Source organism: Asticcacaulis sp. W401b (assembly GCF_046503825.1).
In the GTDB taxonomy this organism is placed as follows: domain Bacteria; phylum Pseudomonadota; class Alphaproteobacteria; order Caulobacterales; family Caulobacteraceae; genus Asticcacaulis.
In genome coordinates this window covers 1-21,400 of sequence record NZ_JBKFEE010000002.1, presented here as the reverse complement: position 1 = coordinate 21,400, position 21,400 = coordinate 1, and the positions used below count along the sequence as shown (strand labels likewise).

At 56.3% G+C, this 21,400-nt stretch carries 17 protein-coding genes; 12 read left to right on the top strand and 5 right to left on the bottom strand.

Annotated features, from left to right (window positions below):
* Positions 1 to 69: 69 nt before the first annotated feature.
* Together ACK8OE_RS04785 and ACK8OE_RS04780 are read left to right on the top strand one after the other, a co-directional pair.
* Positions 70 to 2,043, top strand: coding sequence for a sensor histidine kinase (locus ACK8OE_RS04785; protein WP_410272019.1), 1,974 nt, complete (start codon positions 70 to 72; stop codon positions 2,041 to 2,043).
* Positions 2,040 to 2,723, top strand: a complete 684-nt coding sequence (locus ACK8OE_RS04780) for a response regulator (protein ID WP_410271615.1) — start codon at positions 2,040 to 2,042, stop codon at positions 2,721 to 2,723. Before ACK8OE_RS04785 ends, ACK8OE_RS04780 begins: the two co-directional genes overlap by 4 nt.
* Before the next feature lie 256 nt (positions 2,724 to 2,979).
* On the opposite strand, the gene ACK8OE_RS04775 is transcribed toward ACK8OE_RS04780, so the two are convergent.
* Together ACK8OE_RS04775 and ACK8OE_RS04770 are read right to left on the bottom strand one after the other, a co-directional pair.
* On the bottom strand, positions 2,980 to 3,939 hold the full coding sequence (locus ACK8OE_RS04775; protein ID WP_410271614.1) for a hypothetical protein: 960 nt from the start codon (positions 3,937 to 3,939) through the stop codon (positions 2,980 to 2,982).
* A gap of 806 nt (positions 3,940 to 4,745) precedes the next feature.
* The gene (locus ACK8OE_RS04770) at positions 4,746 to 5,768 is read right to left on the bottom strand and encodes an IS110 family transposase (protein ID WP_410271613.1); all 1,023 of its coding nucleotides are present in this window, start codon (positions 5,766 to 5,768) and stop codon (positions 4,746 to 4,748) included.
* Between the two features lie 176 nt (positions 5,769 to 5,944).
* On the opposite strand from ACK8OE_RS04770, the gene ACK8OE_RS04765 reads away from it, so the two are divergent.
* The 3 genes from ACK8OE_RS04765 to htpG all read left to right on the top strand — a co-directional run bounded on the left by ACK8OE_RS04765 (position 5,945) and on the right by htpG (position 9,792).
* A complete protein-coding gene (locus tag ACK8OE_RS04765) occupies positions 5,945 to 6,766 on the top strand; it encodes a sigma-70 family RNA polymerase sigma factor (protein WP_410271612.1) in 822 nt (273 codons plus the stop codon).
* A 75-nt stretch (positions 6,767 to 6,841) separates the two neighbouring features.
* Positions 6,842 to 7,798 carry a FecR family protein gene (locus ACK8OE_RS04760; RefSeq protein ID WP_410271611.1) on the top strand — a complete coding sequence of 319 codons (957 nt, stop codon included), beginning with the start codon at positions 6,842 to 6,844 and terminating at the stop codon, positions 7,796 to 7,798.
* A gap of 104 nt (positions 7,799 to 7,902) precedes the next feature.
* Complete coding sequence (gene htpG / locus ACK8OE_RS04755) at positions 7,903 to 9,792, top strand: molecular chaperone HtpG (protein ID WP_410271610.1); 1,890 nt, start codon at positions 7,903 to 7,905, stop codon at positions 9,790 to 9,792.
* Positions 9,793 to 10,414: 622 nt separating this feature from the next.
* Here htpG and ACK8OE_RS04750 read toward each other — a convergent pair.
* Both ACK8OE_RS04750 and ACK8OE_RS04745 read right to left on the bottom strand, forming a co-directional pair.
* Complete coding sequence (locus ACK8OE_RS04750; RefSeq protein WP_410271609.1) at positions 10,415 to 11,212, bottom strand: undecaprenyl-diphosphate phosphatase; 798 nt, start codon at positions 11,210 to 11,212, stop codon at positions 10,415 to 10,417.
* 459 nt (positions 11,213 to 11,671) lie between these two features.
* Complete coding sequence (locus ACK8OE_RS04745; RefSeq protein ID WP_410271608.1) at positions 11,672 to 12,541, bottom strand: UTP--glucose-1-phosphate uridylyltransferase; 870 nt, start codon at positions 12,539 to 12,541, stop codon at positions 11,672 to 11,674.
* 266 nt (positions 12,542 to 12,807) lie between these two features.
* Between ACK8OE_RS04745 and ACK8OE_RS04740 the strand changes: the two genes are divergently transcribed.
* The 5 genes from ACK8OE_RS04740 to ACK8OE_RS04720 all read left to right on the top strand — a co-directional run bounded on the left by ACK8OE_RS04740 (position 12,808) and on the right by ACK8OE_RS04720 (position 18,439).
* On the top strand, positions 12,808 to 14,133 hold the full coding sequence (locus ACK8OE_RS04740) for a tetratricopeptide repeat protein (RefSeq protein WP_410271607.1): 1,326 nt from the start codon (positions 12,808 to 12,810) through the stop codon (positions 14,131 to 14,133).
* A complete protein-coding gene (locus tag ACK8OE_RS04735) occupies positions 14,130 to 15,275 on the top strand; it encodes a hypothetical protein (protein ID WP_410271606.1) in 1,146 nt (381 codons plus the stop codon). Before ACK8OE_RS04740 ends, ACK8OE_RS04735 begins: the two co-directional genes overlap by 4 nt.
* 9 nt (positions 15,276 to 15,284) lie before the next feature.
* Entirely contained in the window at positions 15,285 to 16,550 is a 1,266-nt protein-coding gene (locus tag ACK8OE_RS04730; RefSeq protein WP_410271605.1) for a hypothetical protein, read from the top strand.
* Positions 16,551 to 16,779: 229 nt separating this feature from the next.
* A complete protein-coding gene (galE, locus tag ACK8OE_RS04725; RefSeq protein ID WP_410271604.1) occupies positions 16,780 to 17,760 on the top strand; it encodes a UDP-glucose 4-epimerase GalE in 981 nt (326 codons plus the stop codon).
* A 79-nt stretch (positions 17,761 to 17,839) separates the two neighbouring features.
* Complete coding sequence (locus tag ACK8OE_RS04720) at positions 17,840 to 18,439, top strand: hypothetical protein (protein WP_410271603.1); 600 nt, start codon at positions 17,840 to 17,842, stop codon at positions 18,437 to 18,439.
* A gap of 25 nt (positions 18,440 to 18,464) precedes the next feature.
* On the opposite strand, the gene ACK8OE_RS04715 is transcribed toward ACK8OE_RS04720, so the two are convergent.
* Positions 18,465 to 19,688 carry a transglutaminase-like cysteine peptidase gene (locus ACK8OE_RS04715; protein WP_410271602.1) on the bottom strand — a complete coding sequence of 408 codons (1,224 nt, stop codon included), beginning with the start codon at positions 19,686 to 19,688 and terminating at the stop codon, positions 18,465 to 18,467.
* A gap of 202 nt (positions 19,689 to 19,890) precedes the next feature.
* On the opposite strand from ACK8OE_RS04715, the gene ACK8OE_RS04710 reads away from it, so the two are divergent.
* On the top strand, positions 19,891 to 20,691 hold the full coding sequence (locus ACK8OE_RS04710) for a metallophosphoesterase (protein ID WP_410271601.1): 801 nt from the start codon (positions 19,891 to 19,893) through the stop codon (positions 20,689 to 20,691).
* A 79-nt stretch (positions 20,692 to 20,770) separates the two neighbouring features.
* On the top strand, positions 20,771 to 21,400 hold a 630-nt coding region (locus ACK8OE_RS04705; RefSeq protein ID WP_410271600.1), incomplete at its 3' end, for a polysaccharide biosynthesis/export family protein.

Here is a 21,400-nt window from a genome sequence, read left to right as displayed (position 1 = left end):
ATTAGAGGGGGGGCGGGTCGCTTTGTCAGTGGTGGCCCTCTGTTAGTTGACCGGGAGGGTAGCCTTTGGATGGGTACCTTTGTTGACCTTGTTCAGATTCCGGAACCGGACACCTTGCAGTGGGACCAGGGTGAGGGGCTCGCCTATTCGCATTTTTACAGGCTAAGCCTTGGACAAAGTCAGGTGTGGGCGACGGGCTGGCAGTGGTCGGCGGCGCGCTTTTCTCTTCACTCCAAAACCATGCAGCCCTTAGCCGGACCCAATGGACATTATTGCGTCAGTGCAGAGGACAGGCTTTGGTCAGGGCCTGTGCCGGAGGAGGGCCGGTTTAAAAAAGATACACAGGCGCGCACGCTTGATCCGGTTGGAGCCCTTGAGGACTGCCATCAGCTTGGCGATGGCCGCACCCTTCTGGCCGGCGAGGGCGGGATTTTTGAGGTTGCACGCTCAGGCCAGAGGGCGAGATGGCGTGGCGATCTGGATGGAGAAGGGGTGGATAGGCTGGCAACCACGTCATCCGGTTTCATCTGGGCTATGAACGGCGCCAAACTCTGTCGCTTCAGCCCTGAATTTAAAGATCGTGATTGCGTGAAGGTGCCACCGGGGCTTCGACTAAAAGATATTGCGATTTTACCAGACAGACGGGTCTGGATACTTGCAATCAGCCTGTCTCAGGCGATGACATCTGGTGTTTATGAGGTCGCTGGGGATGCGCTGAAGCCCCTCCCAGGAAATCAGCTTCTTGGCATGCAGGATCCCGATCACATAAGGGCAAGCCCATCTGGAGGCTTCTGGGTTTCCGGGAGTGGTGTTGCCAAGCGAATAGAGCCGTGTACGAGATGCCGCGAGGGGTGGACGGTTCGCGAGACGCTTGGCGTGCGCCATGGTCTTGCGCCTGGCAGTGCCGAGGATGTGGTCGAAACGCCGGCTGGTGACCTGTGGGTGGCGGGGAACAATGGCATTTTTTTCATTCCGTTATCTGCCCGGCGCAAAGAGCTGAGGCCGGCACCGCCTTTGTTTACAGAGGTGGGTGTTGACGGCATGCCTGTGAATCTAGAGGCGCCGGTGCGTATGCGAGCGGATGAGCGGCTCATGACGGTTACCTTCTCCGCCATGTCCTTTCTTGATGCACAGGATGTTCTCTATCGATATCGGTTATCGGCGCGTGATCCGTGGGTCTATGGCGGCAGTGAAAACAGGATCCAGCTTTTGCGGCCTCCAGCGGGGGATCATGCGCTTGAAATCCAGGCAAGTGCCGATCAGAAAAACTGGACGGCGAGCACAACGCTTCCCTTCACGGTCGCAGCCCCATTGTGGCGCAGCCCACTGGCCCTCGCTTTTTACTTCATCCTTCTTCTGGGGCTTCTTTTCGGCGCCCACGTCCTGCGCACACGCCATTTGCTCATTCTCGAACGTCAGAGATTGTCGATCGCGATGGATCTCCATGACGAGCTTGGTTCGAACCTGAACAGTATTTCACTTTTGGGCACGGTCGCTGAACGCGAGGCGAGTGCAGAGCTTAGACGCGCACATCTGCACGAGATGATTGCTCTGGCTCAAAAGACGGGGGCGGCGGTGAGGCTTCTGGGCCAGACCCTACTTCGCCCTGGAAGCGACGGGGCTGCATTTTGTTTTCAGCTTCGCGAACAGGCGCGCCGCATGTTTCCAGACGCGCCGCCTGAGGTGTTTTTTGAACTGAAGGGATTGGAAGCCGCACCCCAGGTTGAGGCCTCCATTGAGCGTCAGGTGTCGTTGATTTACCTTGAAGCTTTGCATAATGCGCAACGCCATGCGAAGGCCAAGACGCTTCGGGTCAGGGCGGACTATGTGGTCACAGAAAAGCACTGGCTCCTTGAGATTGCCGATGACGGTTGTGGTTTTGACCCGCTGACGCAATCCGGTGGCAGCGGTCTTTCCAACATGAAACTCCGTGCTGAGCGCATCGGCGCCGCATTGACGGTAGTGTCAAGCCCGCATAACGGAACTATTCTTACGCTGCGATTTCCCTGCTCGACTAAGGGCTCATCCTGGTTAAGCGCATGACCACTCAGCGATTTAAGATTTGCGTTGTCGAAGACAACTTTACCTTCCGCAACGCCCTTTGTCTTCTGGCGCACACGAGCGAGGCCCTCCGTGTTGCGGATACCTTTGGTGCGGCTGAGCCATTTATGGCGCGCGTCGAAGAGAGGTGTGAAGCCGGTTTACCCTTGCCTTGGGATTTAGTGCTCCTCGATATCGATCTGCCAAAAGCGAACGGTATTGAGGCGCTGAAGGGGCTGGTTACGTGCTATCCTCAAGCGCGGGCAGTTATGCTCACCGTGTATGAGGATCATCCGACCTTGCTTAAAGCCATTCGGGCTGGGGCAGATGGATATCTTCTGAAAGACGCAGAGCCTCTGAGACTGCTTTCGAGCCTTGAACAGGCTTGTCGACACGGGGCTGTTTTTTCCCCCCCTCTTGCAGCCTATGTTCTTGGTCTTCTGCGGGCCCGCGCACGGGAGACGGATGACGATGCGCCCCTGGCCGGCGCCTTAAGTCAGAAGCAGGTCACGGTCCTGAAGCTCTTGTCTCAGGGGCACTCCTACCAGGCCGTGGCGGATCAGATGGAGGTGTCGATTGATGCGGTGAGGTGGCATATACGACGGATCTATGCGGCTTTGCGGGTCTCCAGTGCCAAAGAGGCGGTTTTCATCGCGTCTAAGCTCGGTCTGTTCTCGCGTTAGAAAGCCATATTTCGTTGCCTGCTCCGAAGTGATGACGCGCAAAGGCGTCCTTGAAGAGGTTGGTTTTAAAACGTGCTCAAGCGGGCTTCACTCCGATTGAAGTAAAACCCGCTCAAGCCGTCGGCCTGTTTGGTTGAGAGCGGCATGACTTTAAATGGAACCGCCATTTCGCTCTAAATTTTTGTTTTGTCGCGATGTTTTTGCGGTAAACCGGTCACACATTTGGCTTCGCCGAACTCCGTTTCCGCACATCGCTCTAGAAGCCGCCGCCTTCAAAGGATACGGAGCCCCCGACAATCGGTTTGGGCACAATCGTCTCTCTCGTGCCCATGGGGATGGTGGCGTTGCGATCGCTTCCCGTGAAGCGCTTCCACGGGGCTCCGTTCACGGATAGAAACTGAGTGCTTTTGCACACCACAGGTAGGGCAAGCGACAGGCGTTTTACGTCCCAGTTGTCATAGCTTTCAGTTACTGTGCGGCCGCCGGCGCCGTTATGAATAATGGTCAGGCTCTCCACGTCTGCCAGTTTGGTTTTCTCCGGAAGAGGCAGGGTCACCCAGGGCAGAGCCCCTGTGGTGCCGGTTACGAAAACCGCCGGAAGACGTTTGCCACCTTTCAGGGTCAGAAAGGCCTTGGTATCGGCGTTGCTGCGTCGATCATCCTCGCCCGTGGTAATTTTTAGGACCAGGGCATTGGGGGTGTCATTTTTTTGTGACCCTGCGACCACGACGGGGAAGATACGATCGGTATCCGCACCGGTGAAGCGAGCCCACGAGGTTGCCGCTGGGGTTTCGGTGACTGTCTCACCGCCTTTGCAGGTGGGCACGGTCGAAACGCTGAAGCCCTGCAGGTCCCAGTTATCGTAGCCCTCGCCAAAGTTTCGGGGCTCGCCGTCATGGGTAAGGACAAACTTTGCTTTGGCGAAATCCGCGGCTGGAATGGGCGCTGGGAGGTTGACCCGGAACACGGTCTCCGTGCCATTTTGCAAAGCGACAGGGCGACCATTACGCAGGTTTATCCGAAACCGCGGTTGTTCACTGCCGTTGGGCAGAATGACCTGACCGAAGAGAAGGGCACCGTCTCGGAGATCATCACCCCCGGTTTTGATCTTGAATTCGAGCTCTTGTACGGGGACTTGCGCGTTACTGGGTCCGGAGGACCAGACGAGAGCCAGCGCAAACATGCCGGCGAGGGGAAGGGACTTAACCGTTTTCATCGCGTTCTTCCTTTCGGATCTGAGTACGCAGATGAAGCTAGCCGTGAGGCGCGGGGTTGATGACTACATGGTCATGTGGTCGCCCGCATATCTTTTGCGGCGACAGGGTGACGACCCATCAAAGTTAACGAAAGTGTGATAATCAACCGCTGGTCACAAAACCCTCTCGGGTGCAGTATTCTAGGGCTGTCGGGTTCTGTTCCCCCCCGAACGCCCTCACGGGACCCTGTGATAGCTTGACGGATGCCCTCGCATTTCGAGCGGCATCCGTTTGCTTTTCTGAGGCAGGCGGCTCGATAAACCCTAACGACGCAAGCGCACGAAGATAGCCCCGAGAGCCAACGCGCATACCGCGCCTTCAACCCGGGTTCATCCGGATAGGGACTGGCAATCCTTAAGGGTATAATGTACACTCATTCTTGGCGTTGTACGTGCAGCGCCGGGGCGTCGAAACCCCTCACAAAGATGGTTTGATGTCGGCCATTCCGACACGCCTCCTTGACCTATGTGGTCGGGAAGCCTGTGGCGTATGCAACAGGCCCCGGCTAAAGGCTTCTGTGGACGCCCCTTGAAACGCAAGAAATTTTTTCGGTAGGTATCAGCCGGTAGTCGGTGCGGTCATCTGTCCGGCCTCTAACGCGACCATCAAGATGTCGCCGGCCCGTATGGGAGTTCGCGGATCGGAGCCTAATCACAGGGGCGCGTTCATAAGACGCTCAGCCTTTATCTGGCTTTCCGATCCCGTCTCTCGACTATTGCGCCATACCTTCCTCTGACCTTTCTCGCGTTTTCCGGAAGCCGAAACGTTACGCCACAGCTTCCGAAACTCTATAATTTCCGCCCTTCACGATCAGTGCCCAAACGATGCGCGCCATTTTGTTGGCGAGTGCGACGATCACTAGCATTCTGGGCTTTCTGGCGAGCATCTTGCCCAACCAGGTGTCTTTTGACAGGTGCTTAGCGCGGTGCTGGACTGTTGCGCATGCGCCAAGAATTAGCAGGCGTCTGAGGGTTCTTTCCCCCATTTTTGAGGTGGCGCCGAGCCGCTGTTTTCCGCCCGTTGAATGTTCCAGAGGTGTCAGCCCGAGCCAGGCAGCAAAGTCTCGCGCTCGGCGAAAGTTGGCGGCGTTGGGAGCTAGTGCCACAAGCGCCGTGGCGGTTATCGGGCCCACTCCCGGAACCGTTGCCAACCGGCGAGCCATTTCATCCTCGCGAGCCCGCCGGTTAATTTCTTCGTCAAGACCTTTGATCTGTGCCTGAAGCGCCGCCAATGTGTCGACTAACACCTGAAGCACAGGCTTTGCACATTCCGGGAGGCCACTATCAGGCTCGGTGATGTGCAACAGCAATTCAGGTAACTGTGCGGGGCCTTGTCCTACGACAATACCAAACTCTGCCATATGGCTGCGTAGGGAGTTGATGATTTGAATGCGTTGGCGTGTCAGCAGGTCTCGCGCCCGAAATACCAAGGCATTGCCTTGCTGGTCTTCACTCTTGATTGGAACAAATCTCATGTTTGGTCGCTGCGCAGCTTCACATATGGCTTCGGCATCAACAGCATCATTTTTTTGCCGCTTCACGAAGGGTTTCACGTAGGCAGGCGGGATCAACTGTACGGCGTGGCCAAACTTTGAGATTTCCCGTGCCCAAAAGTGCGCACTACCGCACGCCTCCATCGCTACACGGCAGGGCGCTAGATTCGAGAAGAATTCTACGACCTTGCTGCGCCGGAGTTGTTTCTGCAAAACCAGTCGCCCGGCCGCATCTACGGCATGAACATGGAAAACGTTCTTCGCGATATCAACGCCTACGGTGACAACTTCGCTCATGACAAGTATCCTTTGCAAATGGACCTTCGCCCAGATTACCACTAACGGTGGGATGGGGCGTCCACCCCATCACAGGGACCGTGCTTTGTGCGGTTTTCGAACTTCCCGATCTCCAGGATCGAAGAGGCTTCCCTAGGCGGGGACGTACCGCCCATTGGAGCCTCGGGGGTTTTACGATGACCGAGACGCTCAATCCCATTGAGGTTCATATAGGCCAGCGTCTGCGCGCCAGGCGTCTTTTCCTGCAAATGTCGGAGGCACGGCTGGCCGAGCTACTTGGTGTGCCGGTTACAGATCTTATTGCCATTGAGGCGGGCAGACGGCGCATCGGTCCGGTCGAGCTGATGCGTTGTGCCGAGGTGCTGAGCGTTTCTGGTCGTTACTTTTATCTGGGACTCGACGCCAGGGCTCTGAATCGAGTCAAGACCAAGCCCTGGTATCGCGACATCGACCGCTGGTTTGCCACCAACCTATTGCCGCATGAGGGGGTATTGATGCGTGTGGCTTCGCGCATCACGGGCAACCGGGAAACCGCGCGGGAGATCCTTCAGGACGCCTATCTGAGCCTTGTGCGAGACGACAACTGGCGAAAGGTTGAGCATCCGCGAGCTTATGTGACCAAGGCCGTAAAATATCTGGCCTGGCGAAAATTTGAACGCGCACGCATTGTCCCCATAGAGCTGATGGCCAACCTTGAGGCGGTCGATCAGGCATCGGACGAGCCGGATGCGCATGAACTTCTGTCAGCGGCCGAGCGTCGTCAGATCATCCTTAACGCCATTGAGGCGCTGCCTCCTAAATGCCGTCGCGTCGTCAAACTCAGGCGCCTGAAGGAGATGTTACCTGCGGACATCGCGCAAGAGATGGGTATCAGTGTCAGCATGGTCGAAAAACATCTGGCCAAGGGCATGAACCTGATCGCCAAACGACTGGGTGAACCCTATGACAAGAGATCAAAGCCGTCGCAGCCGCGGCTCAAAACTTCGGTCTCCGAGTAGATTCTGCGTTGGGTTTGCGTGTACTGTAGACACCGGCTCTGAGTGCGCCTTGAGCGGGAATGGATGCACCACCTCGTGACTGATGACATCGCAACTGATGAAGACCGTCTGAACGAGGCGGCCGCGCTCTGGCATTCGCGCCTGGAGGCCGGTACGGCCAGCCTCGACGCGTTTAATACGTGGAGAGACGCGGACCCGCGACACTCGCTCGCTTTTGCGCTGGTGCAGGCCACCGCGGATGCCATTGACGATCTTCGTCAGTATGATTTCAAAGACGACCCTGACCTCCGCGTCGGCAATGGCGTAATAAGAAGACGTCTTATACGTACTGCCATACCGGTTTTAGGTCTGGCGCTATGCGCTGGCGCCTGGGTGTTTAGTCAGCGCCGTGCATTAGCCTCAACTGGGGTCGGCGAGCGGCGCTTTATTGCATTGCCAGATCGCATGAGTATGGAGCTTAACACCGATACGCGCGTTGAATGGAAGCGCATGGATGGGATGGTTCGTCTGTGGCTTCTTCGGGGGGAGGTGGCTGTGTCTGTACCGGCGGGGCAGGGACCGTGTGTGCTTGAGACCCCATCGGCGACCGCGGAAATCAGCGGTGATGCAAATGCCCGACTCCGTGCATACGCCCTGGACCTGACGGTCCTGCGCGGGGCCTGCATCGTCAAGGGCCACACAAAGGCGTCCCCACAGCGCCTGCAACCTCAGCAGTCTATCCTGGCAGGTGCCGGCGAGGCAAAGGTCCGCGGCCTCACCTCTGAGGAGGCAAAGGCGGCGACCGCCTGGCGCAGCGATACGCTCGAGTTTGGGGGTCAGCCGCTAGCCTATGTGGTAGACGAGTATAATCGGTACCTGCACCGGAAAATGATCATTGTGGATCCGGAGATTGCGGCTATATCGGTCGGTGGAAGGTTTAGTTCACAAGACCCTGAAGGGTTTCTGCGGATGGTCCAGTCGAGCTTTGGCGTACGGGTGACAACCAGCCCTGACGGCCAGATTCTTCTCACCAGGCAAGACCGTCGCGGTTAGAAGCGCCCCCCTTTTTTCGCGGATTTAGATTCACCTCCGCTTGACAACCTATCCCCCCAAAACCATCTCACCCTCGGTTTGTAACTTCAGGGGTGACGATGACCATGACCACGATGACCGAAGAAAAGCCTGTGGAGCACCACGCCTTCGAAGCCGATGTCAGCCGCCTTCTCCACATGATGGTGCACTCGGTTTATTCTGACAAAGACGTGTTCCTGCGTGAGCTGATTTCTAACGGCGCAGATGCGTGCGAAAAACTGCGGTACGAAGCAATTTCGAATCCGGATCTGGCGGCTGACGGTGCGCGCCCTCGTATTGTTGTTCAACTGAACGAAGAGGCCCGCACGCTGATCATTGAGGATAACGGTATCGGAATGAGCCGCGATGAGATGGTGGATGCCCTGGGCACCATCGCCCGTTCAGGCACAAGGGCCTTTATGGAGCGGCTGGAAGCGGCCAAGGGCGGAGAAAACGCGCAGCTCATTGGTCAGTTCGGTGTCGGCTTCTATTCCGCATTCATGGTCGCTGACCGGGTGGACGTCATCTCGCGCCGCGCGGGACAGACCGCGGCGTGGGTCTGGTCGTCTGACGGTCAGGGCACATACAGCATCGGTGAAGCGCAAGGTTCAGACGCGCCGGTACGCGGTACACGGGTTACGCTTCATTTGAATGAAGACGCGAAGACCTATACCAGTAAGTGGACGGTTGAGCGCATCATCCGCGAACAGTCCGGTCACGTGCCGGTACCTATCGACCTCATTGAAAAAGAGGGCGCTGAGGCCACGCAGGTCACCGATGGGGCGGCGCTTTGGACCAGACCCAAATCGGAGATTTCAAAGGACGACTATGCGGATTTCTACCGCAACGTCTCTGGCCAGTATGATGAGCCTCTGCTTAATGTCCATTTTCGGGCGGAGGGTCTGCATGAATATACGGCGCTTGCCTTCGTACCTGGCTCACAGCCGTTCGATCTGTTTGACGTCGAGCGCAATGGCCGCATGAAGCTTTATGTGCGTCGCGTATTTATCACGGACGAAGCTGAACTGCTGCCGCGTTATCTGCGTTTCGTCAGGGGCATTGTTGACACCTCTGATCTGCCGCTCAACATCTCGCGCGAAATGATCCAGGAAAGCCCCGTTCTGACGGCCATTCGCAAGGGGGTGACCGGGCGACTTCTCACAGCGCTTGAGAAACTGCCCGAGACGGACGCGGAAGCCTTCGCCAAGATGTGGGAGCTCTTTGGTCCCATACTCAAGGAAGGGATTTACGAAGATTTTGAGCGGCGTACGCAGTTGCTAAAGCTTGCGCGTTTCCGGACAACCGTGTCGGACGACAACGCTCGGACCCTCGACGCCTACATCAAGGATATGAAGCCCGGCCAGACGGACATCTACTACATGTCCGGCACCAATCTGGAGCAGCTGAAGGCGTCTCCGCAGCTGGAAGGGTTCCGAGCCAGGGGAGTTGAGGTTTTGCTCCTGACCGATGCCGTGGACAGCTTCTGGACTTCGAATGTTGGCGACTATGACGGAAAGACGTTCAAGTCCGTGACGCAAGGTCTTGCCGACCTCGACACGGAGGCGGGAAGCGAAGACACTGCCAATTCTCAAAACGAAGACACGCCCGAGCTGTCATCTCTGATTGCGTTTATGAAGGAGACGCTCAAGGATCAGGTGGCCGATGTCCGCCGCTCAAAGCGTCTCACGGAGAGTGCAGTTTGTCTCGTTGCCTCGGACACCGGACCCGACCGGCAGCTTGAGAAGATTCTGCAGAGTGCCGGCCGCCTGAAAACAGCCTCTAAGCCCGTGCTGGAAATTAATGCGGATAGCCCGCTGGTACAGGCCGTATCGAAGCTCACTGAAGAGAGCGCTAAGGAGGACGCGGCGTGGCTTCTCCTCGATGAAGCGCTTGTCCTTGACGGCGATCGTCCCGCCAATCCAAGAGCCTTTGCAGAGAGGCTTTCACGACTGTTTGCCAAAGCCTACGGCGTTTAATGTTACGAAGGCCGGTCACGAAAGCGGGGCCGGCCTTTTCATCACTCAGTGTTGAATCTTGCCGAGAACTGACCCGCCTTGCGGTCCGATGGTGAAGGGCTTACTCGGCCTCTCTATCGCCCGCCGCCAGTTCGGTCTCTGCGTCTGCCGAATAGTTCACGCCTTTCGATACCAGGGCGCGGCGCGAGAATTACTCAGGCAGTGCCGGATGCCGATGACGCGAAACGTCTTCAAAGCGTCCATGTGATCCTCCGGAAAAGAATTTGGGACACCAACAATAACACTAAGCTGAATGTTAACGTCATCAATGTTAATGTGCAATTCTATTGTTAGTAATGGGCTGGACCGGTGGCAAAGAACGCCATACAGAAAGAGATAGAACGCTATGTAGGGGAATTCTTCATTAACGACGAAGACTGAACTCTTGCGAAAGAAGGGGCGACCTTTGAAGCCGGAGATTCACTGCTTTCACCCATTTCACCGTTCGTTGAAAACCAGGCAGGTAGTGAAAGGAGTGTTTGTGCAGGTCGATGCCCATACCAACGTCCCTGGCCCGGTATGACGGCGTTAAAAAAAACCAGAGCACTGCAACAACTCACCTGACCCCACGAATGCTCCAGGTTCAGTGCTCCAGCGACAGCAGGATCAAGCCCAGGCCGCCGACCACAATGCGCCAGATGGCGAAGATGCCGTAACCGTTCTTCGCCACGAAGTTCAGCACCGCCTTGACCACAATCAGCGCCGTCACAAAGGCCGCAATAAAGCCTACGGCGACCAGACCCATGTCGTTGAAATTCATCTGGTTATGGGTCTTGTACACATCATAGGTAAAGGCCCCCAGCATGGTCGGCATGGCGAGGAAGAAGGAAAACTCCGCCGCCGCCTTCTTTTCAACGCGGCACAGCATGGCCCCGATCAGAGTCGAGCCTGAGCGCGACATGCCGGGGATCATGGCCAGACACTGAAACACGCCGATGATCAGCGAGGTTTTGAAATCGATGCGGAAGGCGTCGCCCTTGTCCGGCGTCGGCGCGTACTTGTCCACCAGCCACAGGATGATGCCGCCGACGATCAGGCTGATGCAGATCAGGCGCGGGCTTTCGAACAGCACGCTCTTGATAAAGTCGTGGGCCAGCACGCCAATCACCAGCGCCGGAAAGAAGGCCACAAGAATAGACACCGCAAACCCACGCGATTCCGGCGAGGTCGGCAGGGTGATCAGCACGTTCCACAGCTTGTTGAAATAGAGGCTCAGCAGGGCCAGCACGGCGCCCAACTGGATCAGCACGGCGAAGGTGTTACTGGGGGACTCAAAGCCCAGAAAATGCGACAGAAGCAGCAGGTGGCCGGTCGAGGAGACGGGAATATACTCGGTCAGGCCTTCGACGAAACCGAGAAACAAGGCAATCAAATAGTCCATTTGGGTTTCCGACTGAGATTAATCGATAATGGGTTGGCGTCTCTGGCTCATTTTCCGGCAAAAGGCTCTGAAGACAGTTGAACTTTTATATGACTTACAGGTTAGGCGGCCCTGATTGCGCTTTTGCTTAACCTCACGCCTCCAGCATAACCTCTGTTCAGAGGACCTCTTGCGGTAGATTGTGCGGCGCGGTATGAAAATTCATCCAATCTCTCTGGGGGGTTAAAGCCGGACATGGATGACTTTCGGACTGTGCCAAAAAACTGGGTTAGAGCGGCGACACGTGACTATGATCGTGATGTGGCTGACCTCTTCCGATCTCTGGCAAGAGGGCACCTCGACGAGAGCGCGGCTGTGGTGAGATTTAAGACCCTGGTTCAAACCCATGCGCGAGTGAAGGCAAAGGGATGAGCTCGGGAGCCTCTTGCGCCAACGAAGAGGCTCCCGAGACTGTTTAGTTTAAAGAAGGCTGGTTACCGCCTCGCGGGCCGTGGCCGCCAGTTGTGGGTGTTTGAGGGCGAGGGCGACATTGGCGCGCAACAGACCGATCTTGTCGCCGCAGTCATAGGTGACGCCCTCATATTGCAGCGCGTGGAAGGACTGGCTTGCCATCAGTCGGGCCATTGCGTCGGTCAGCTGGATCTCGCCACCGGCCCCTGCGGCCTGATCGGAGAGAAGGTCGAAGATTTCGGGGTTGAGAATGTAGCGGCCGGACACGATCAGGTTAGACGGTGCGGTCCCCGGTTGCGGCTTTTCCACCATCCCCGTCATGGGGTTACAGCGCCCATCCTGTTTACTCAGGGCGACCACGCCGTACTGATGAAGCTGTGACTGCGCCATCTCTTCAACGACGATGATGTTCGAGCCATTAGTGGCCTCGTGGGCGCTCACCGCCTGCTTTAGCGCAGGGACGTCCGCGTCCATAATCATATCGGGCAGCATGACGGCGAAGGGTTCATTGCCAATGATATCGCGCGCGCACCAGACCGCATGGCCGAGCCCTTTTGGCTGCATCTGTCTAACGAAGCTCATGCTTCCGGCTTCCGGCAGGTCTTTGAGAAGCTCTGCCAGAAGGCTGTCTTTTTTCTTAGCCCGCAGTTGCTCTTCGAGTTCCACCTGGTGGTCGAAATAGTCTTCGATGGCTGATTTGTTGCGACCGGTCACAAAAACGAAATGCTCGATCCCTGCAGCGCGCCCTTCCTCGACAATGTAGGAGAGGATTGGCCGATCAACGACGTTTAGAAGTTCTTTCGGCACGACCTTCGCGCCAGGCAGCATGCGCGTGCCGAGCCCGGCAACCGGGACGACTGCTTTACGTATCTTTGCCATGGTACCCCTCCCAGGCCCTTAAAAGCGGGACTACAATGACCCCGACGAACATCGTTTTCAGCCAAGCATTAAAAATAGTGCAGCGCAACAAAAATGAGCGAAGAGGGTAGGTGTGTAACGCCGCAACCTAGGGCAATTTGGCCACAATGGAGGCTAAAGGTGCGTTTTCACCGGCATAAACCTTGACGCGCATTAACCTTTTGGGTTTTTCTGTGTCCAGTCAACAGTGGACAAGGATCAGGGCTTCGGCTTATCGGGGGGGCAGAATGATCAGGCAAGTGTCAACCGGCATGGCGCTTTTCATGTCGTTAGTGGCGGCATCAACGCAGGTGGCCAGCGCGCAAACCGCCAGTGGCCTTCCGCAAGCCTCGCCAGCGGCCGGTTTGAGTCAGGCCGTCAGTAGTCTTCTAGAGAAGGCCTATCAGGGGGACGCAAGATCTCAGGTTGCTATAGGTCAGCGCTACGCGTCGGGTGTTGGCTTGCCGCAGAACTACGGGTTGGCCGCGCGCTGGTTTACAGCCGCAGGCGAACAGAACGACCCGGACGGCGTCTTCAACCTTGCCAGACTGCACTATCTGGGTCTGGGGGTTGAACAGGACTATGGCAGAGCCTTGCAACTCTTCGAGCAGCTTGCACGAGCTGGCAATTCGGATGTCCAGTATATCGTGGCGCAAATGTATGCCGCGGGCCTTGGCACACCCGCCGATGCGGTGACAGCGAACAAGTGGCTGACGCTTTCGGCCTTGCAGGGTAATGCGCTTGCCAATGTGGATCTCGGCAATATCTACGCGGAAGGCATTGGTGTGCGGGCGGATCAGGAGCTCGCGATTGGCTATTTCCGCAAGGCCCTATCGACAGCACAGGGCCCGTTGAAGGCCGCGATAACCGAACGGCTTTTGACCTTACCACCCACCCGGATCCAGCAGAGCACAGTTGCAGGGCCCGTGGTGGATGAGGTCACGCAGGTGGACGCTGAGCTTATCGACGAGACGATTGACCCGGAGGTGCCGGTCGCCGGGGAGGAACTCATCGCTATCATGCGGCAGGGGCCGTCTCCATATAACCGGGATCTTGCGATACCGGTTCTACAAGGGACCGCGGCCGATAAGAGGTTCAGGCTGAAACTGGTCATGGCCACGCCCGCGGCTGAGGTTAAGGCGGTCAGTCTGACGGTAAAGGTCGTCGATGCGACCTTTATCGGTCGATACTGCGTAAACGTCCCAAGGTCGGCGACGGGGCGTATCGGTATTACGCTATATGGCAGCAAACTCGACTATTTAGAGCAATACACTGTCGATACTGTGGCGGTGGGCGCGGTTGGCCTCGACCAGCCATGTGGCGCTGGGGGGAAGTCTGTCTCTGTTTTGCCCATCTGGTATGAGGGCCAGGGAAATGCGACTGAGTTCAGCATCTATCTCAACAATGACGGTGGCGATGTCGCCGTCTATCCAGCATCTGCTGGCGGTAAATGCGCGGATGCAGGTGAAGGACCCTATCGCTTGTTCCGGTTGATTTGCCGGGTTAAGGCAAGCGCGGGTGAGGTCACTCTCGGTCGCGATGGCGCCCCGGTCATTCGGGTTAAACTGCAATGACGAAAAACACGCCTGGCGGGTCCAAGCCGATTGACAGGGCCTATTATGCCTTCATCTGGACACTGATTGTTTTTGTACTCGGCATGGCCGCGTTTGTCGCGCTCGAAAGCCTTGGCACGTCGAAAGACAAACCTTCTGCGGCCAACCTGTTGGCGTCGCGTCTGACGACGACCTATGATCTTGAAACCGATTTTGTGGAGTGGATTGACTTACCCGAGCCTCTTGTCGGTTTAAATGGGGGGGAGTGTAACCGAAACAGCGAGTTGCAGTACCCGCAGACCAGTCGGAATTCAGCGGAAAATCTCACCTATGTCTTCCCCGATGGTAGCTTCGTAAGGGTCAGTCAGCCCACCGGCGTCCGCCTCAAAAGGCTCAGTCCCTGTCGGTTTGAGATGAGCTTTTGGGAGGTGCGCACTCTCCCCGATAAGGCCGATAAACAATGTGTGAAGGCACTATTCCCCTTAAAGCTTAACGGCAATCCCAAGGACGTTGAGTATTTTGCCGCAAAACCTGTAGCGCTATCGACGACTGAGTCTGACGCCCAATCCCTCTTAAAGCCTCAAGAGCTTTCGTCTCATGCGTTTGGTTTAATGGAGGGTACAGAGCAGTGCCCCGGTTCTTCTGATCGAGATTTAACCCACGAATTTACGGTTTCGCGGGCGGCGAAGCTGACGACGGGCAGTCTTGGACGGAGGATAGGACCTCCGACATCAACCCATGACGCGTCTCAGTCCAATCTGATCCGCAATTCGGGTATTCAGTCCGGCAAGGTCGTCTTTTATGACACGCCTTGGACATTAAGGGACCCGTTTGACAGTGATAGCCGGGGAGCGCGGACCCGTTATGAAGTCCAGTCTCAGGATCTGTTGTATGGTGACGTTGTCAGGATTGAAGGCTCACCGAAGAACATCCCGAGTGCGTGGGGCACCATCACACTGCAATCGGGTGACGCTCCCATGCTGGCGCGCCTGCGCTCACAGCGAGCTACGGCCACAATTGTAAATGATGACACCACGATCAAGGGTGAGACTTTATTAGCGCCCAACGCCTGGACGATTTTTTCACGTCAGCCGATTGTGCAAATGCTGTTCCTACTCTTTGGAACCCTGGCAACGTATTTCAGTTTCTTGCGAGTAAGGTAGGGGGAAGCCGTGTTAAGGATCGCATCTATTGTCGCCTTTTTGTTTTGCGTGACGATTCCTCAGGCCTCGGCACAGGTCGCTGGCTACAGCCCTGTTCGCATTCAGGCGGATGGCCGGCGCGGCGTGGGCTATGCCGTGCAGAAGGGCGCCGAATGTCTTATCGTTACCGCGGCTCACGTTCTTTTTTCGGACGATGATCAGGCCAGGAAGGTCACCGTCACGGATAAGAACCAGTTTTCAAGCGTGGGCGACATCAAGGTTTTGCGGTCGAATGCCGACCGAAATGAAGACTTCGTGGTGTTTAGTGTGACTGTACCCAAGGAGTTTGACTGTCGCTTACCGTGGCAGGACGGAAGTGGCCTCGCGCCGCGGCTTGATCAGGCTTTGACGGATGAAACACTTAAATTCTACATTGTGAGCCTTGATGAAGGCAGCATGTCGTCTGAACCCGGCGTACTCGTTTCACAAGACCGTAAAACGTTTAAACTTCGCGCCAGCGTCAAACAACGCAACAGCGGCAGTCCGGTTGTATTTGGGGGCAATCTGGCCGGCATCCTCAGAAGTACGTCGACGGAGAGAGCGACTGCGGCCAAGGGGGCAAAGCAGGCAGCGGCGACGACGTCGGTCGTAGAGATCATCCGTCAGGATTACCTCCATGATCAGCTCAAGGACATTATGAAAAATCCGGGAACGGTCATCCTGTTTGTGGGTGTTTTTTCTGATCTTGACTACGTCAGAGATATAGCCACGTCCTCTGCGCGCCAGTATTTTGAAGGCCAGCCCAAAATCATTTTGCGGCCGGTCACGAAAGATAATCTCGATGCCTCTGGCAATCTCGCTGAGTTTGGCGATGCCGATTTTGTGTTCGTTGGGAAGGTGATCCAGGGAGATCTCACCCAGAAGAAAAGCCTTGCCTCCAAGGGGAAAGCGATTGGACAGATCCTCGGAGGGGTGGGCGCCTTAAAGGACCTGGGCAATGCCCTGAACGCGGCGGGTCAGGTGGGTGAGGCGGTTGAAGACCCCGGGGCGATTTTTAATGTTACGCTGCGGGTCGAATACACCCTCACCAATGTCCGGACCGGGCAATCCTTTACCGAGCTAGGATCTTATAAGGGTGAAGAAAAGGGTGCTATGCAGATTGTGCTCGGCAATGCGATGCAAAAAGCGGTGAATGAGGCCTTGCCGCGCCTTGCGGCAAAGGCCGGCCTGGTGCAGCCCGCCAACGATAACGCGCTGACATCGGCACCAAAGGTTATTCTGCCGCCCAAGCCGTAAGCCGCGAGGGCGCCGCAAGAACAAGTCTTTTCGCTCGGGACAGCGCGAAACGCGGTATGCGCCAGAGGTTCGGGGATGGGCTTGTCTGTCTATTGGGGTGTGAGGCCTCGGCCGCTTTTGTTTGATCGTCATTGCGATCTCGGCTTGCCCTTGAATAGGCCCGTGACTAGTGTGCGATATGGCTATCTTATTTTATGCCCTGAGACGAATTTTCTGAAGGAATTTGATTTTGTCGATACATGTTCTGGTGTCCGGCGGGGCCGGATATATTGGCTCACAGACCTGCAAGATTCTGGCTGAGAATGGTTTTATACCCATCACGGTCGATAATTTATCGACCGGTCATCGTGAAGCGGTTAAATGGGGGCCGCTCATCGAGGCCGATATCTCCGACAAGGAAAAGATCAAGACCGTCGTCCGTACCTTTGACATCAAGGCGGCGATCCATTTTGCGGCGTTTTCGCTTGTCGGTGAGAGCGTTCGTGATCCCGGGAAGTACTTCGACAATAACATCGCTTCGGCTAATCGTTTTGCCGAGGCCCTCGTCGAGGCCGGCGTTAAGGCCTTCGTTTTTTCGTCGACAGCTGCGGTTTACGGCAACCCTGAGAGTGAACTGATCAGCGAGACCCATCCCACACGGCCTATCAACCCTTATGGCGAAAGCAAGCTTGGCTTTGAGAAGGTCTTGCGCTGGACATCTGAGGCGCACGATTTCCGCTATGTTGCCCTGCGGTACTTTAATGCGGCAGGGGCCGATTTTGATGGCGAGGTGGGCGAAAGCCATATGTGTGAGACCCACCTTATTCCCCTGGTTTGTCAGGCCGCGCTGGGCACCGGAAAGGCATTGTCGGTGTTCGGCAACGACTACGACACCCGCGACGGGACGGCGATCAGAGATTATATCCACGTTGTAGATCTCGCGGCGGCGCATGTGGAGGCGTTGAAATATCTCCTCGCAGGTGGTCAAAGTGATACCTTCAACGTCGGCACGGGTCACGGCCAGACGGTTATGGAGATTATTGAGGCGTGCCAGGCCGTAACGGGTCATTCTGTACCTTACTCGCTTCAGCCTCGCCGTCAGGGCGATCCGCAGACCCTTGTTGCTGACGTTTCAAAGATACAGGCGGTCTTTGACTGGAGACCGAAACACTCGGATGTTCAGTCGATCGTCGCTACGGCGTTTCGGTGGCAAAAGGAGCGGCCGTACTAGACCGACGCATTGTGTTTGTCAGGCGTGTGGACCGTGTTGAGGCTTTGCGCTGATCGCTATTACGGTGGGGAAGGGATCTATGGGGCAGATAGAAGTCGGGCTTAGGTTGGTGTTTGCTGCCCTTTCTCTCGTCGTGGGCGTTTTGTGTGCGGTGATGGCCTGCCAGTTCAACAGCATGGACTGGGATCGTCCGGTTACCGGTCCGTTTGCCTTTGTCGAAGTTCTGCAGAGCCGTGGTCTGCGGGAGCCAGATCCGCAAACCTCTGTTGCTTTCCTTCAGCGGGCGGACCAGGCGGGCCCAAGACGCGCGAGTACGCAGGCTTATCTGGCCTACGCCTATCTGAAGGCGGACAAGGCGATCTCACCGAGGGTCGTTGGAGCTCTTCGCACCTCTTATGAACGTATGCCTCTGGCGCCCGATACGCATGAACCCCGGCTACGTCTCATTCTAAGGCACTGGGATGCTATGCCGTCCGATGTCCGATCCTCAGCCGTCTATGAGCTCAACCAGTACTTAAGACGCGGCTACGGCGTAAGCTCTATGCGCAAGTTCTCCCAGACCCTGAAAGGGTCCGGGAGATCGGTTGTCGAGATATCGCTTCTGAAGGCTCAGATCGATCAGAGCCTCAAACAGAAGGCTTTGATGGAGGCTCAGCAATCAAAGGCGGCGGCTCGTTAGTTTTGCCTGGACATCACGCTTTATATCAAACCCTGGGGACAGACATCCATTCAAAGGGCCGGTTTGGATCCTGTCTTGATATCCAGGCGTAATTGACCTCTCGCCAGGGCTTAATCCTGGGCGTGAGATTGTCGAGAACGAAGTCACCTTCAAGCGTCGTCAGGATGAGGACGGCGTGCACTTCACCCTTGGGGGTCCTGGCAATGGCTATGCTCAATGCCGTCGCGGGGATGCCTTTTTCCAGGAGTAAGTGCCGCTTTTCGAGCACATAATCTTCGCAGTCCCCTTGGGCATCGCCTGTCACGCCGGGCATGAACCAGTAATCGGCCTTGTTGAACTGTCGCCGGTCGCTGACGGGCCGAACGACCTGATTGACCGTGAAATTGACCTTATCCACGTCCCTCCACAGGGCCGGGCTCATGTGAACGCGCCCGGGCCCCATGCGTTCGCCCTCATCGGCTTGCAGGGTTTCGCGAACCTCGGTCTCTGGCTGCAAACGCTTGGAGGCGGGAACCCCATCTACATACCACTCAGTAGCCCGCGCCGATTCAGTCTGCGGCGCAGCTTCAGCGAAGGCTGTATCTTTGAAGTGAGGTACAGCCATCACTGCCAGAGGCTGGATTTCTGCCTGGTAGACAGACAGGTCCGGTCGGGGGAGGGGCGTGGTGAGCCCCTCTGGCTCGGACGAGAGCAAGGGCGCGGGAGCTTCGATGGAAACATACGCCTTGTCAGTCAGTTGCCAGTCCTTTGCTTCGTCGCTGACGTTCACGTCGGACGCAGCACGGGTTTCTGTCTGCAGATCAAGATCTGCGACATTCGGAGCGTCAACAATAGTCTCGGCATCCCTTGTTACCTTACCGACCCAGCGAATATACCTTGTGGGTTGCGAGTGGATGCGCGTGGGGGCATCCACGATATAAAGGGGTTGCTCTATGGCTTCGTTTGGTGTCTCCGTGGAGGCCTGATCGATCTGAGACGGGGCAAGGGTTTGGGTTGCGGGCCCAAAAACCTTGGCAGACAATAAATTCAGCACTTTGCTTCGCACGGCTTCCGGGGACTGTGCATCGCCTTGAACACACTCCTCTGGCGCGCGATTGCAAAAGGACAGATAAGCCGTGGGTGTGCTCGCGACTTGACCTCTCGGCATAAATCGGGAATCGGTTTGCGCAAAGGATAGAGCCGGCAATAAAGCCAGACCAGCAATCACAGGCATTAGGGCGCAATGAGTGTGTTTACTATGCTTATACATGAGCCAATCCTTGATGGGTTGACTGCATATTACGAAAGAGTTTTCAATTAACCGATAAATTTCATGTATAATGTTTGCTTAATATTTAAACTTAAGAAAATGCTATTTTGTAGAGTTGATTAAATGTTAAAGAGAGCTGCATATGAGGCATGCCTTCCTGATTTGGCTATAGTGTCACGCCCTCGTTAGATTTGAGATAGTCATGTTCCGTAAGATTTGGTCGTTCATTAAAAATGGGGAGCTTCCTGAAGGGCTTCAGAGCGAAGGCGCAAATAGCGTGATCGACATGCCTACCTACGCGATTGGTGACATTCATGGGCGTAGCGATCTTTTCGAAGGCCTGTTGGCGAAGATACTGGCGGAGGTCAAGGCGCGTGGAAAACCCGCCAGGCTTGTCTGCCTTGGTGACTATGTCGATCGCGGCCCGTCATCAAATCTCGTGGTAGAACGGCTGGTGCGGCTCACTCAGGATGAACACCTGCGGCAATACTGGCCGGAAGTTATCGTGTTACGGGGCAATCACGAGGCCACCCTTTTGGATTTTCTCAATGGTGCAGAGAATGGTCCGAGCTGGATGGAGTATGGCGGACTATCCACGCTTGCGGCCTATGGTGTCGCTCCTCCGGCCAGTCGCAACGATATGGAGGCATGGGAGGTGACGCGGCAAAACCTTGAGCGTGCCCTCCCAAAGGCGCATAAGGATCTTCTGGAGCGTAGCGAATTGCTCTTTGAGGCCGGCGATTACCTGTTTGTCCATGCCGGCGTGCGTCCAGGGCAGCCGCTTTATGCGCAAGGCGAAGAGACCTTCCTCTGGATACGGGGGGAGTTTTTGAGTGCCCATCAGGCCTGCGAAAAGGTGGTTGTACATGGTCACACACCGGAAGAAACGGCATCCGTTCTGCCCTGGCGGATTGGTCTTGATACCGGTGCCTATGCCACGGGTGTTCTGAGCGCCATCTATCTCGAGGGCACCGAGCGCCGTCTGGTGCAGGTGGGATTATGACAAATTGACACTAAAGGGTGAGTTGGTTTAGATATTGCGATGCGGTAATTTTAGCTAAGTGATTGAGAAGGGGTGGAGAATGAGGCTCATCAAGTCTGGCCTGAATGCGATTGTTGGCGGTTCAGTGGCGTTTGTTCTGTCTGGGTGCGCGACGGGATCGTTGCTGGCACCTTTTCCCGAAACGAGTGGAGCGGTTACGGCCAGTGCCACGGCACCTGTGGCCGAGGGCGGGGCCGGGGTCTCCAATGCGGCTGAGGTCCAGCAGGTTCTTTATCAGTATAAGCTCGGCTCGGGCGATAAGGTTCGCCTCATCGTTTTTGGCGAGAAGGAGCTTAGCGGAGAGTTTGTGGTCAATGGCGCCGGGACGATCTCTTTGCCTCTGATTGGCGAGGTTAAGGCGTCTGGCCTGACGGTTACGGAGCTTCAGGAGAGCGTAGCGAAGAGCTATGGCAATGGCTATCTGAAGGATCCGAAGATCAATTTTGAGGTTTTGAACTTCCGTCCGTTTTATATTCTGGGCGAGGTTAATAAGCCTGGCGAATACCCGTACAGCACCGGGCTGACGGTTGTGAATGCGGTGGCGCGCGCTGAGGGTTATACCTATCGAGCGGACACGCGTCGGGTCTTTATCAAGCATGCCAACCAGCAGAGTGAGGTTGAGGTCCCGCTTGGGACGTCGGTGTTAGTGGCGCCTGGCGACACGATACGG

Coding starts and splice junctions, on each gene's coding strand:
- ACK8OE_RS04785 (WP_410272019.1), top strand. CDS start 70: ATGGGTACCTTTGTTGACCTTGTTCAGATTCCGGAACCGGACACCTTG.
- ACK8OE_RS04780 (WP_410271615.1), top strand. CDS start 2,040: ATGACCACTCAGCGATTTAAGATTTGCGTTGTCGAAGACAACTTTACC.
- ACK8OE_RS04775 (WP_410271614.1), bottom strand. CDS start 3,939: ATGAAAACGGTTAAGTCCCTTCCCCTCGCCGGCATGTTTGCGCTGGCT.
- ACK8OE_RS04770 (WP_410271613.1), bottom strand. CDS start 5,768: ATGAGCGAAGTTGTCACCGTAGGCGTTGATATCGCGAAGAACGTTTTC.
- ACK8OE_RS04765 (WP_410271612.1), top strand. CDS start 5,945: ATGACCGAGACGCTCAATCCCATTGAGGTTCATATAGGCCAGCGTCTG.
- htpG (WP_410271610.1), top strand. CDS start 7,903: ATGACCACGATGACCGAAGAAAAGCCTGTGGAGCACCACGCCTTCGAA.
- ACK8OE_RS04750 (WP_410271609.1), bottom strand. CDS start 11,212: ATGGACTATTTGATTGCCTTGTTTCTCGGTTTCGTCGAAGGCCTGACC.
- ACK8OE_RS04745 (WP_410271608.1), bottom strand. CDS start 12,541: ATGGCAAAGATACGTAAAGCAGTCGTCCCGGTTGCCGGGCTCGGCACG.
- ACK8OE_RS04740 (WP_410271607.1), top strand. CDS start 12,808: ATGATCAGGCAAGTGTCAACCGGCATGGCGCTTTTCATGTCGTTAGTG.
- ACK8OE_RS04735 (WP_410271606.1), top strand. CDS start 14,130: ATGACGAAAAACACGCCTGGCGGGTCCAAGCCGATTGACAGGGCCTAT.
- ACK8OE_RS04720 (WP_410271603.1), top strand. CDS start 17,840: ATGGGGCAGATAGAAGTCGGGCTTAGGTTGGTGTTTGCTGCCCTTTCT.
- ACK8OE_RS04715 (WP_410271602.1), bottom strand. CDS start 19,688: ATGTATAAGCATAGTAAACACACTCATTGCGCCCTAATGCCTGTGATT.
- ACK8OE_RS04710 (WP_410271601.1), top strand. CDS start 19,891: ATGTTCCGTAAGATTTGGTCGTTCATTAAAAATGGGGAGCTTCCTGAA.